This is a genomic window from Mesorhizobium sp. M6A.T.Cr.TU.017.01.1.1 (assembly GCF_004023115.1).
Lineage (GTDB): Bacteria > Pseudomonadota > Alphaproteobacteria > Rhizobiales > Rhizobiaceae > Mesorhizobium > Mesorhizobium mediterraneum.
Window position 1 is genome coordinate 1 of the sequence record NZ_RZTA01000150.1, and the last position, 12,571, is coordinate 12,571.

General features: G+C 63.4%; 11 protein-coding genes. 5 read left to right on the forward strand and 6 right to left on the reverse strand.

The genetic code is table 11. The features are described 5' to 3' along the window. The coding region (locus EOB36_RS30345; protein WP_128286323.1) for an ABC transporter permease at positions 1 to 751 on the reverse strand (751 nt) is incomplete at its 3' end. A gap of 100 nt (positions 752 to 851) precedes the next feature. Between EOB36_RS30345 and dgcA the strand changes: the two genes are divergently transcribed. Beyond that, positions 852 to 1,835 carry an N-acetyl-D-Glu racemase DgcA gene (dgcA, locus tag EOB36_RS30350; RefSeq protein ID WP_128286324.1) on the forward strand — a complete coding sequence of 328 codons (984 nt, stop codon included), beginning with the start codon at positions 852 to 854 and terminating at the stop codon, positions 1,833 to 1,835. Here dgcA and EOB36_RS30355 read toward each other — a convergent pair. Together EOB36_RS30355 and EOB36_RS30360 are read right to left on the reverse strand one after the other, a co-directional pair. Then, positions 1,806 to 3,023, reverse strand: coding sequence for an MFS transporter (locus tag EOB36_RS30355; RefSeq protein WP_128286325.1), 1,218 nt, complete (start codon positions 3,021 to 3,023; stop codon positions 1,806 to 1,808). The genes dgcA and EOB36_RS30355 overlap by 30 nt on opposite strands. Positions 3,024 to 3,150: 127 nt before the next feature. Continuing rightward, positions 3,151 to 3,972, reverse strand: a complete 822-nt coding sequence (locus tag EOB36_RS30360; protein ID WP_127204145.1) for a UDP-2,3-diacylglucosamine diphosphatase — start codon at positions 3,970 to 3,972, stop codon at positions 3,151 to 3,153. A 119-nt stretch (positions 3,973 to 4,091) separates the two neighbouring features. Here EOB36_RS30360 and EOB36_RS30365 point away from each other — a divergent pair, with 119 nt between their 5' ends. Next, a complete protein-coding gene (locus tag EOB36_RS30365) occupies positions 4,092 to 4,871 on the forward strand; it encodes an SDR family oxidoreductase (RefSeq protein ID WP_095485345.1) in 780 nt (259 codons plus the stop codon). 82 nt (positions 4,872 to 4,953) lie between these two features. On the opposite strand, the gene EOB36_RS30370 is transcribed toward EOB36_RS30365, so the two are convergent. Continuing rightward, a complete protein-coding gene (locus EOB36_RS30370; protein WP_128286328.1) occupies positions 4,954 to 6,027 on the reverse strand; it encodes an alpha/beta fold hydrolase in 1,074 nt (357 codons plus the stop codon). A gap of 147 nt (positions 6,028 to 6,174) precedes the next feature. Here EOB36_RS30370 and EOB36_RS30375 point away from each other — a divergent pair, with 147 nt between their 5' ends. The 3 genes from EOB36_RS30375 to EOB36_RS30385 all read left to right on the forward strand — a co-directional run bounded on the left by EOB36_RS30375 (position 6,175) and on the right by EOB36_RS30385 (position 10,816). Next, on the forward strand, positions 6,175 to 7,008 hold the full coding sequence (locus EOB36_RS30375) for a LysR family transcriptional regulator (protein ID WP_245461381.1): 834 nt from the start codon (positions 6,175 to 6,177) through the stop codon (positions 7,006 to 7,008). A 201-nt stretch (positions 7,009 to 7,209) separates the two neighbouring features. Next, entirely contained in the window at positions 7,210 to 9,534 is a 2,325-nt protein-coding gene (locus EOB36_RS30380; protein ID WP_128286326.1) for an NADP-dependent malic enzyme, read from the forward strand. An 85-nt stretch (positions 9,535 to 9,619) separates the two neighbouring features. Then, a complete protein-coding gene (locus EOB36_RS30385) occupies positions 9,620 to 10,816 on the forward strand; it encodes a DUF2865 domain-containing protein (protein WP_127204149.1) in 1,197 nt (398 codons plus the stop codon). Here the strand turns inward: EOB36_RS30385 and gltX are convergent. Further along, positions 10,734 to 12,107 carry a glutamate--tRNA ligase gene (gltX, locus tag EOB36_RS30390; RefSeq protein ID WP_127204150.1) on the reverse strand — a complete coding sequence of 458 codons (1,374 nt, stop codon included), beginning with the start codon at positions 12,105 to 12,107 and terminating at the stop codon, positions 10,734 to 10,736. The genes EOB36_RS30385 and gltX overlap by 83 nt on opposite strands. Positions 12,108 to 12,241: 134 nt before the next feature. After that, the coding region (locus EOB36_RS30395) for an ATP-binding cassette domain-containing protein (RefSeq protein WP_128286327.1) at positions 12,242 to 12,571 on the reverse strand (330 nt) is incomplete at its 5' end.

Genomic DNA, 12,571 nt, shown 5'->3' on the forward strand with positions numbered 1-12,571 from the left:
TGATGGCGCTGCCCGAACGGCCGGCGATCATGATCGCGGTCATCAGCACGCCGAGTTCGCGCAGGATCAGCACGCCGACCAGATCGACGACGAAGATATCGGCGCCGAAATAGCTGAGCTGGTAGGCGCCTTGCTGGGCGACGATCGCGCCGACGATGGCCGACATCAGCACGACCACCGGGATGGCGCCGACGCCCATGCGATCGATCTGGTTGAAGATCGCCGCCGGATTGACCGCATGGCCGCGGCCGAGCTTCATCTGCGAGCCGCGTATCGTGGCGCCCAATATGTTCATCGAGGACAGGAAATCGTCGCGCATTTCATAGACGCGCCGGCCAACCGCCTCGAGCGCGCGAATGATGATGTTGGGCGGCTTTGCGCCGCCGGAATCGGGCTCGCGCCGAACTGCGTCGCCAACGGCGCCGAGCAGGATCGAGGCGATCTCGCTTTGCCCTTCCAGCCTGATCTCGACGCCTTTCTTTTCGAACGCGCTGACCAGGCGGTCGATCAGCCAGGCCCCGGCGGTATCCATCTTCTCGATATGCGAGAGGTCGAGCGCTAGCGTCTGGAAACCGCTGCGCTTCTCGATCTTGCGCATCTCGGCGTCGACCAGCGTCACGGTGCGCGTCGTCCAGTTTCCGGAGAAGGCGCAGCCCAGAACGCCGCCCTCCTCACCGACCGCGACGCGCGGCTGATGGTCGGCCTCCCTGGCGGTCTTGCCGCTTGCGAAGCGTTTGCGGATGGTCAACATGGCGTCCTGTTTAGCCTGACGGGCCAATCTGTTTAACCTGACGGAACCCACCTGTCGATTTGCCGACAAGCTCGTTGTCGCACAGCCGGAGCAGAAAAATATGGCGCGTGTCATTTCGGTCGAGTCCGAGCGCTTTCCCATCGCCGGAACCTTCACCATTTCGCGCGGCTCGAAGACCGAGGCCGAGGTGATCGCTTGCACGATCAGCCAAGCCGAGCATAGCGGGCGCGGCGAATGCGTCCCCTACAGGCGCTACGGCGAGACCATGGACGGTGTTCGCGATGCAATCGAGGCGATACGGGAGCAGATTGAAGGCGACATCAGCCGGCCCGCGCTGCTCGACGCCATGCCGGCAGGTGCGGCGCGCAACGCCATCGACTGCGCGCTGTGGGACCTGGAGGCGAAGATCACAGGCAAGCCGGTCGCCTCCAGCATCTGCGCGGCTCCGCCGAGGGCGATCGAGACGGCCTACACGCTGTCGCTCGGCGAGCCCGAAGCGATGGCGGCGCAGGCCCGCGCCAATGCCGCGCGGCCGCTGCTCAAGGTCAAGATCGGCGGCGACAACGATATAGCCCGTATCCGCGCAGTAAGAGAGGCAGCACCGGCGAGCCGCATCATACTGGACGCCAATGAGGGCTGGACGGACGACAATGTCATTGCAAACCTGGCCTTTGCCGCCGAGCACGGCATCGCGCTGATCGAACAGCCGCTGCCTGCGGGCCGTGACGGCATCCTTCGCCACATCGCGCATCCGGTGCCGATCTGCGCCGATGAAAGCGTGCATGAGGCAGAGGGCCTTGCCTCGCTTGTCGGCCTGTACGATGCCGTCAACATCAAGCTCGACAAGTCTGGCGGCCTGACCGCAGCCCTCGTCCTTCGCGACCGCGCCCGTGAACTGGGTTTTGGCGTCATGGTCGGCTGCATGGTCGGCACGTCGCTTGCCATGGCGCCGGCCGTGCTGTTGGCGCAGGATGCCGATTTCGTCGATCTCGACGGTCCGCTGCTGCTTGCCCGCGACCGTGTTCCCGGTCTCGTCTACCAAGGTTCGCTGGTGTCACCGCCCGATACGGCGCTGTGGGGCTGAACGCGCTGCAAATCCGATCAGCGCCAAGCCGATCAGAGCGATCGGGATCATGGCAAAAAACCCATCCACGCCGAAGCGGTCATAGAGAGGGCCGGACATGAGCGTCACCACGGCCGTGAAAAAGCCGTTGGAGAAATAGGCGATGCCTTGAGCGGCCCCGGTGCGTTCCTCCGCGACCGTCTCGCCGATCATTTTTTGCAAGCCGATCAGGACCAGCGCCACGGAAACCGCGTGCAGCGTCTGGACTGCGAAAAATCCGGCAACCCCAAGGCCGAGCGGCCAGACCAAGGGGAAGGCAATCCAGCGCACGATCGCGCCTATTCCGGCCATCACCATGATCGACACGACCGAGAAGGAGCCGAAAACCCGGGTGAAGATCATGAACATGCCGATCTCGGCCACCACACCCCAACCCCAAAGCAGCCCGACAACCTGATCGCCGATGCCGATCGATTTCCAGTAGATCGACACGAAGCCGTAGAGAAATGCGTGGCTGGCGGTGATGACGCCGACGCCGATGGAGAAATACAGGAAATAGGCGTTGAGGAGTTTTGGTGCCGATTGCTGAATGTCGGTCGCCGAAAGCGGCGAAGCACGGCGGGGGCGGCCGAGCCGCGGCGCGATCAGTCCGACGACAAGTGCAGCGCCAAACGCCACGAAAATGATCATCGGAACAGCCTGGGCGCCGGTCCGCGACAGGATGAAACCGCCCGCAAGATTTGCGCACAGATAGGAGATCGATCCCCATTTGCGCATGCTTGCGTAGTTGGAGCCGAAGCGGCGCACCCCCGACAGCGCCAGCGAATCGGCGATCGGCGAATGCGGCGTCCAGACGACAGCGAGCGCCAGCGAGACGGCGAGCACGATGGCGTAGGTCGGCGTCAGGAAATAACCCGCGGACAGCGCCAGCGATGCGGCCATCAGCGCGACATAGACGTGGGCGCGGTCGCTCGCCCTGTCTGCCAGTGCCGTCAGCAATGGCGTCGTCACCACGCGCAGGAACATTGGTGCTGCGAGAATGACCGCTATCTGTTCGGCATCAAAACCTTCCGCCTGCAGCCACAGCGGGAAATATGGCAAATGCGTCCCCAGCGGCACGAAAAGCGTGAAGAAAATCAGGCCCATGCGCAGTTCGAAATGACGCGGCTTGACGAGCTGTTCAGGTGAAAGCGGCGGCAGGGAGGACATCAGCGGGCAATCCGTCGGCGCTCCGTTGGGCTGAGTCGGCCTGCAGCGCACGCAATCTCATAACATGCTGAAAAAGTCGGCGGAACCGCGTGGACTAATCGATTAGAGGGAGTTGAGGTCGGGTTGGTCAGGCCGCCTGGACCGCCCTGCCCTTGATGTCGATCGGCACCAGCAGCTCGCTGCCGACCGGCGCCTCCGGCAGGACGTGCGCCCAGTGCAGGATCTCCATCTGGCCGTCGAAATGTTCGACCACCGCGGTGCAGCTCTCCACCCAGTCGCCGGTGTTGATATACTGCACATCCTCGTAGTTTTCGATCGCGGCGTGGTGGATGTGACCGCAGATCACGCCGTCGACATGCGAACGGCGCGCTTCCTCGGTCAGCATGGTCTGGAACGATCCGATGAAATTCACCGCCTTTTTGACGTTGACCTTGGCCCAGGACGAAAACGACCAGTAAGGCAGGCCAAGCAGTTGGCGAAGCCGCGTCACCACGCGGTTGACGAGCATGGCCCCGTCATAGGCGTAGTCGCCGAGATAGGCGAGCCAGCGCGCATTGTGGACGACGGTATCGAACTGGTCGCCATGGATGACAAGAAAACGTTTGCCGTCGGCGGTCTCGTGGGTGGCGCGATCGGCGACGACGATGCCGCCGAAATGCACGCCCTGGAACTGGCGCGCGAACTCGTCGTGATTGCCGGCGATGTAGGTGATGGTGGCGCCCTTGCGTGCCTTGCGCAGCAATTTCTGGACGACGTCATTGTGGCTCTGTGGCCAGTGCCAGCTCCGTCTCAGCCGCCAGCCGTCGACGATATCGCCGACGAGATAGATGATATCGGCGTCGTGATGGCGCAGGAAATCGATCAGGAACTCGGCCTTAGCAGCCTTCGATCCGAGATGGACGTCGGAGATGAACATGCTGCGGAAAGTGCGGGGCTCTGCGCCAGGCATGGGATTCTCACCGTTGCTTTCGCGTTGGCTATGCCCCGATTCATGCAACAACCGTATGACGGTTGCGATTGGTCCAGCCAAAGGGCTAGTTTGCCGCGCAAATCAGAGGAGAAATCGCCATGGATCTCGGTATACGCGGAAAAAAGGCCATCGTCTGTGCTTCGGGCAAGGGCCTTGGGCGGGGCTGCGCCATGGCGCTGGCCGAGGCCGGCTGTGATCTGGTCGTCAATGGGCGCAACGCCGACCAACTGGCAAAGACCGCCGCCGAACTGCGCGAAAGATTTGGCGTCAAGGTGACCGAGATCGTCGGCGACGTGTCGAAGCGCGAGGTGCAGAAGGCGCTGCTTGCCGCCTGCCCCGATCCCGATATCCTCGTCAACAACAATGGCGGACCGCCGTTTCGCGATTTCCGCGAGCTCGACCGCGAAAAGATTCTCGAAGGCGTCACCCAGAATATGGTGACCCCGGTCGAACTGGTTCAGGCTGTGATCGACGGCATGGCCGAGCGCGGCTTCGGCCGCATCGTCAACATCACCTCGCTGTCGGTCTATGTTCCCATTCCGGGCCTCGATCTGTCGTCCGGCGCACGCGCCGGCCTGACGTCGTTCCTTGCCGGCGTGGCGCGGACGGTGATCGACCGCAATGTGACGATCAACAACATGCTGCCGGGCAAGATCGACACCGACCGGCTGCGCCCCCCGCACGAAGCCGGCACTCCCGAAGATCCGGCTGCCGCCGCCGCGCGCAAGACCGAGGCAGCAGCCAACGTTCCGGCCAAGCGGCTCGGCACGCCAGAGGAATTCGGCCAGATCTGCGCCTTCCTGTGCTCGGTCCATGCCGGCTACCTGACCGGGCAGAACATACCGGTCGACGGCGGCGCCTATGTCAGCGCGTTCTGATCGCGCGGCGCAAGGAGCGGCCAGTATGACACTGTTGGTGCAGCTGCTGCTCCCGCAGGACACATGAACGACCCTTCATGGTTCATCCCTCCGGGCGACCGAGAAACCGCTTCACAGCGTCGAGGAACACGCCCCGTCCTGCGGCCTCGCGGTCGAGATGGACGAAGTGCGTGGCGTCCGGGATGTCCAGACGTTCCGCTTTTGGTGCTTCGTCTACGATTGTCTTCGCATCCTCCGGCCGGCTCCAGAAATCCCGTCCGGAGCGGATGACGAGCACTGGCATGGTGAGTGCCGCGGCAGACCATTGCCGGCGATCGAATGCCAGTTCGAAGCTGTCGGCCATGGCGCCGCTCGGTGACCGGAAACTCGGCGGCTGGCGCGTCGACGCCGTCTCGTCGGAGGCGAGTGCCGCATCACCATAGGCCGCCGTCACCGCGGGATCGCGCCACTGAGCCTTGTCCGCGACCGGGATGCTGTCGTCCCAGGCGTTGAATAGGGTCGCACGTGTATTCAGCCGATAACCGCCGAACGATTGGATACTAAACGTCCCAGGCCGGTCGGGATTTTCAAGCGGCGAGCCGGTACCAAGGGTGGGATGCCGGTCTGAGCCTCCATACAGGGTGTTGTAGAGGACGAGCCGATCAACCGTCTGCGGAAACCGGCTGGCATAAGCGCCGGCCCAATGCCCGCCGGTGGCCCAGCCGACGAGGCTGACCCTTGAAACGTCGCTCCATTTGGCGATGGCGTCGACCGTTGCGGAAATATCCGCCACGACGTCTTCGGTGCGGATCAGAGGAGCGGACTGGTCGGGCGGCCTGTTCATGGCCGCAGGGCGGCTCGATGCGCCGTAGCCGCGAATATCCAGGACATAGACAAGATGCCCGTCAGCCGCGAGGTCGGCGGCAAGCGATCCGCCCGCAACGGGCAGATCGAAGGACGCAACGCCGGGCACGCGTGCGCCATGGATGAGGAGGACGGCGGAGTTGGCTTCGGACGCTGCGCCAGGACGGCGCACCTCCCGGACGAAGAGGCGCTCGCCCGTCCGAAGTTCGACGAACCTGTCGACCCGGACGAGATCCGGCACTCCTGCCGATGCTGGAGCGGCGGCCATCATGGCTGCTGTGAGCACGAGGGGGAGGACGGTAAAGTGGGACATCATGATATCTCCGGTCGCAATTGCGTTCCGGAAAGACTGTCAGCTATTCGATATCCTATCGATGACGTGTTCAATGATTTTTGATATCATCAAGATATGGAACTTCGGCATTTGCGACATTTCCTCGCTGTTGCGGAGGAATTGCATATGGGGCGTGCAGCCCTGCGGCTGGCCATGGCGCAGCCTCCGCTTAGTCAATCGATCGGGCGTCTGGAGAAGGAGCTCGGCGTCAAGCTGTTCGAGCGAGCCAACCGCCGCCTAACCCTGACGCGCGCAGGCTCGGCCTTCGTAGACGAGGCTCGGGCATCCGTGCGGCACGCCGATTCGGCGCTTCACATCGCCCGCGCAGCGCATGACGGCGAAGCTGGCGAGATCAGGGTCGGCTTCGTTTCGGCGGCTCTCTACGAGCATCTGCCGCATCTCCTGTCTCGGCTTCGCGAGAAATATCCGGACATCCGTCCAAAGCTCATCGAGGCGTCCACCAATGAGCAGATTGCGGCGTTGTCGCGCAGTGAGATCGACGTCGGTTTCGTGCATCCACCGCTCGGGACCGACGAACGTCTCGACGTCCATGACTATCCTGCTGAAGATCTCGTCGCCGTTCTGCCAGATGACCGGCAGACACACGGGGTGACGCTGGCGGACATTGCCCACCATGGGCTCATCATGTTTCCGGCTGCACAAGGCCCGGCGCTCCATGCCCGCATCATGGACACGTTCACCAAGGCTGGCCTCGACGTGCGGATCGTCCAGGAGGCAACGCGGGCACTAACCATGCTCTCGCTCGTGTCCGCCGGCTTGGGCGCGGCCCTGCTGCCACGATCGACACAGCGCCTTATGTTTCGGGGCGTCCGCTATGCACCGATCACCGGCGTATCGCTGCCAGCGTGGCCACTTGCCGTGATTGCGAAACGGCGGCCACGGCCGACCATTGTCGATAGCGTCTGGAGACTTCTTGATGGTCGTCCAGACGCGACTTGACCGGACCACCCGGCCGCGCGAGGCGCTCGATGACAGCCGCGCCGGCCGCGACACGGCAGGTGAGAATTTCATTGCAACAATCTGACATAGATGAGTTTTTGATGATTCTTCCGCCTAATTGGCGGTTGCGTCATTTGGCATCGTGAAAAACCAACGCTGCATGCTAAAAGGGCGTCAAGGCAGGATCGCAGGGAGGCCCGTATGGAAGGCGAAAGCAAAAAAGCAGCCCGGTCGGACCTCGACGAAGCCGCCCTCTATTTTCACAAGCATCCAAGGCCTGGAAAGCTTGAAATCCAGGCAACCAAGCCGCTCGGCAACCAGCGCGACCTGGCGCTTGCCTATTCGCCCGGCGTCGCGGCGCCCTGTTTGGAAATCCGCGACAATCCAGCAACCGCCGCTGACTACACGGCGCGAGCCAATCTGGTCGGCGTCGTCTCCAATGGTTCGGCCGTGCTCGGTCTTGGCAATATCGGCCCGCTCGCCTCCAAGCCGGTGATGGAAGGCAAGGCGGTGCTGTTCAAGAAGTTCGCCGGCATCGACGTCTTCGACATCGAGATCGACGCGCCTGACATCGAGCGCATGGTCGAGACGATCTCGGCGCTGGAGCCGACCTTCGGCGGCATCAACCTCGAGGACATAAAGGCGCCCGAATGCTTCGAGGTCGAGGAACGGCTGAAGGCCCGCATGGCCATACCGGTCTTCCATGACGACCAGCACGGCACCGCGATCATCGTCGCCGCCGCCGTGCTCAACGGGCTGGAGTTCGCCGGCAAGACGATCTCAGACATCAAGATCGTCACCTCCGGCGCCGGAGCTGCGGCCCTTGCCTGCCTCAACTTGCTGGTTTTGCTCGGCGCGCGCGTCGAAAACATCTGGGTCACCGACCGTTTCGGCGTCGCCTACAAGGGCCGCGTCGACGAGATGGACCGCTGGAAAGACCCCTACGTGAAAGATACCGAGGCGCGCACGCTGGCCGATGTGCTGCCCGGCGCCGACGTGTTCCTGGGTCTTTCGGCCGCCGGCGTGCTGAAACCGGAATTGCTCCAGCACATGGCGCCAAAGCCGCTGATCCTGGCCCTGGCCAACCCCAATCCCGAGATCATGCCGGAAGTAGCACGAGCTGCACGGCCCGATGCGATGATCTGCACCGGCCGTTCGGATTTCCCCAATCAAGTCAACAACGTACTCTGCTTTCCTTATATATTCCGTGGCGCGCTGGACTGCGGCGCCAGCGCCATCAACGAAGAGATGAAGATGGCCGCGGTGCGGGCGATCGCAGCCCTTGCCCGCGAAGAGCCATCCGATGTCGCCGCCCGCGCCTATTCCGGCGAAACGCCGATCTTCGGGCCCGATTTCCTGATCCCCTCGCCCTTCGACCCCAGGCTGATCCTGCGCATCGCGCCGGCGGTGGCCAAGGCCGCCTGCGACACCGGCGTCGCAACACGGCCGATCACCGATATGACGGTCTATATCGACACGCTGAACCGCTTCGTCTTCCGCTCCGGCCTGGTCATGAAGCCGGTGTTCACGATGGCCAAGACATCGAACGCCAAGCGCGTCATCTATGCCGACGGCGAGGACGAGCGCGTGCTGCGCGCCGCGCAAGTAGTGCTGGAAGAAGGCATAGCCGAGCCAATCCTGATCGGCCGACCGCATGTCATCGAGGTCAGGCTGAAACGCTACGGGCTGCGCATCAAGCCGGGCGTCGACTTCGGCCTGATCAATCCGGAGGACGATCCCCGTTATCGCCACTATGTCGATCTTTTGATCGAGCTCGCCGGCCGGCGCGGCGTGACGACGGAAGCCGCGCGCACCATGGTGCGCACCGACAACACGGTGATCGCAGCACTTGCCCTCAAGCGTGGCGACGCCGACGCCATGGTCTGCGGCCTGGAAGGACGTTTCGAGCGGCATTTGCGCAATGTCACCCTGATCATTGGCCCGCGCGCCGGTATCAGGGATCACGACCTGTCGACGCTTTCCATGCTGATCTCGCAGCGCGGCATCATTTTCCTCACCGACACCCATGTCACCGTCGATCCGACGGCCGAGGAGATCGCCGAGATGACGGTGCTGGCGGCCGAAGAAATCCAGCGCTTCGGCATCGAGCCCAAGGCCGCCCTGCTGTCGCATTCGGATTTTGGCTCGCGCGATTCGCCAAGCGCGCTCAAGATGCGGCAAGCGGCGGCGATCCTGGCGCGCATCGCGCCAGACCTGCAATGCGACGGCGAGATGCATGCCGACTCGGCTCTGTCGGAGGAGCTGCGCCAGCGCGTCTATCCGCATTCGCGGCTGAAGGGCGAGGCCAATCTGCTGGTGTTCCCCAATCTCGATTCGGCGAACATCACGCTCACCGCGCTGCGCACGATGATGGACGCGCTGCATGTCGGGCCGATCCTGCTCGGCACCGACAAACCGGCGCATATTTTGACGCCGTCGGTGACGTCACGCGGCGTCGTCAACATGACGGCGCTCGCCGTGGTCGAAGCAGCTCACAAGGCGCAGGCGGTCGTAAATCTGGGCTAGAGCGGGCTTTCACGGTAAGCTGAACAAACAGTTAACCGCAAACGCGGTAGCTTTCTCGACGGTCGGGTAAACGGAGCTCAGACGAATGACGCGCGGAGGGTGGAAGCTGACGCATGCCGCCGTACTGCTCGGTGCCCTGGCGTTATCAAGCTTTGCCGTCACGGAGCCGCAGGCCGCCTCCCGTGTTTGCCGCCAGTTGGAGACCGATCTCGCGGCCGCTGCGCGTGGCGGCGGTGGCAAGCCGGCTCTGCTCAGGAAATACGATGACGCGATCATGCGGCAGCGCGAGCAGATTTCAAAGGCAAGCCGCCAGTTCGACAGCGCCGGCTGCGGCTTTTCGCTGGTCGGCCGCAATCGCAACGCATGCGCTGCACTCGAGGCCACGCTCGACCGCATGAACGCCAATCTCGATGCCCTGCAGGTCAAGCGCGCGCAGCTCGCCGGCGGCGGCTCGCGACGTGATCGAGCGCGCATACTGGCCTCGCTCGACGCCAATGGATGCCGCGACAGCGCCGTGCCTTCGAGGCGTGCCCCTGTCCTCGAAGCGAACCGTGAAAACGGCAAAGGAAATCTGCTCGATCGGCTTTTGGGCGACGCCAGAAGTCAGCCCGATGCGCTGGATGAGCCGAGCGATCCCGATGAACAACGCGGTATCCGCGCCATGATCAATCGGCCAGACGGCATGGACCTGCCACGTCTTGGCGGCGAATTCCGCACAATGTGTGTGCGCACCTGCGACGGCTATTTCTTCCCGATGTCGAACGCCGCCTCGCTGGGCGATTTCGAGCGCGACCAGAAGAATTGTGATTCGAGCTGCCCCGGCACCGAGATGCAGGTGTTCTATACGCGCGGCATTGGTGACGATTCGGCTGACATGACGTCTTCGATAACCGGCAGGCCCTACAGCGAACTGCCGACCGCCTATCTCTACAAGCAGCCCGAAACATCGCGCCAGCCGGCCTGCGGCTGCAACGCCGGACGGAATTTCGAGATCGTCGCCGGCAATCCGCCAAGCCCGGAGCAGTCCGAGGCCGACGTGGAGACCACGCCGTTCGTTCCGGTACCGGTCGCCAAACCCGATCCAGGCGCCGACCCCGAGACTTTGGCCAATGTCGAAGGCGGGCTCGATCGCGAAGCCATCAAGCGTCTCGCCGTAAAGCCCTTGCCGACGACCTTGCTGCCGCCGGAGCAGCGCAAGGTCAGGGCCGTCGGGCCAGCGTTCCTTCCCGACCCAGCAGCGGCAACAGGTCTGCAAGCTCCGGCCCCGAAGGCTGTCCAGTAAGCGCCAGCCTGAGCGGCATGAACAGCGCCTTGCCCTTGCGGCCGGTCGCTTCCCTGATCCTGCCCGTCCACTCCTTCCAGACCGACCCGTTCCAGGGATCTTCCGGCAAAAGATCGAACGCCTGGCGAAGGAAATCGCGGTCGATATCGGAAAAGTCCGGCTGCTCCTGCGGGCCGTCGCGAAGTGTGCGCCACCAGATCGCTGCATCGGCCAACCTGTCGAGATTGCCGCGCACCGCCAGCCAGAAGGGCTCGGCCTGTTCGCCGGAGATGCCGAGCACGATCAGTCGGTCGCGCGCCTCGGAAAACGGCATATGGTGCAGCAGTGTGCGATTGAGCACGAAGAGCTCGTCCGGATCGAACTTGGCGGCAGATTTCGACGTCGCGGCCGGATCGAAGCGCCGGGCAAGCTCGGCCATGTCAGGCACCGCCACGACATTTTCCGAGGTGCCGACAAGCACGGCCAGCGAGGCGACGGCCATCGGCTCGATGCCGGTCTCGCGCAGGCTCTCGATCGAGAGCGCGCCGCTCCGCTTCGACAGGCCCTCGCCCGATGCGGTGGTCAAGAGATTATGGTGGCCGAACACCGGCGGCTCGGCACCCAGCGCCTGGAACAGCGCGATCTGCACGCCGGTATTGGTGACGTGGTCGTCGCCGCGGATGACATGGCTGATGCCCATCTCAATATCGTCGACCACCGAAGGCAAAGTGTAGAGATAGGTGCCGTCCTCGCGCAGCAGAACCGGATCGGAAAGCGAGGCAAGATCGACGGTTTCCTCGCCGCGCACCAGATCGTTCCAGTGGATTTCGGTGCGCTCCGGCGCTAAGGGATCACTGCTGAAATTGGGCAGGAGAAAGCGCCAGTGCGGCCGGCGGCCATCTGCCTGGTATTCGGCGACCTGCTCAGGTGTCAGCGTCAGCGCCTCCCGACCATAGACCGGCGGCAGGCCGCGCGTGCGGCGCACCTTTCGCCTGAGATCGAGCTCTTCCGGGGTTTCGTAGCAGGCATAGAGAAGGCGCGCCGCCTTCAATTTCTCCACCATCGCATCGTAGATCTCGAAGCGCCGTGACTGGTATTCCGTGGCGTCAGGAAAGATGCCCAGCCAATGCAGGTCGTAGAGAATGGCGTCGGAGAATTCTTGCGTCGAGCGCGCGACGTCGGTGTCGTCGAAACGCTGGATGAAGCGGCCCTTGTTGTTCATGGCGAACAGCCAGTTGAACAGCGCGGTGCGCGCATTGCCGATATGAATGCGGCCGGTCGGTGATGGGGCGAAACGGACGGTAACTGTCATGGGCTGGGCGTACCGGATGGTTTTCGTATTGACAAGACACGCCCCCGCGCTCAGCGGCAGACATAGAACATGACGAAGGCGATGAAAAGGCGGCAGCGCCGCGTGTCCATTAAGACACGCGGCGCTGTAACCCGTCAGATCGCCAGCCCTTTGGTCAATTCGAGCGCCTGGCGCTCGAACAGCCGGCGGTAGATGCCGCCTTGCAGCCGGATCAGTTGGTCATGCGAACCCTCTTCGACGATGCGGCCGCGATCGAACACCAGAAGCCTGTCCAGCGCCCGCACCGTTGAAAGCCGGTGCGCGATGACCAGCGTCGTACGGCCGACCATCAAGCGCTCCATCGCCTGTTGGATCAGCACCTCCGATTCCGAATCGAGGCTCGACGTCGCCTCGTCCAGGATGAGGATCCGCGCATAGGCGAGGAAAGCCCGCGCGATCGCCACCCGCTGGCGCTCGCCACCCGA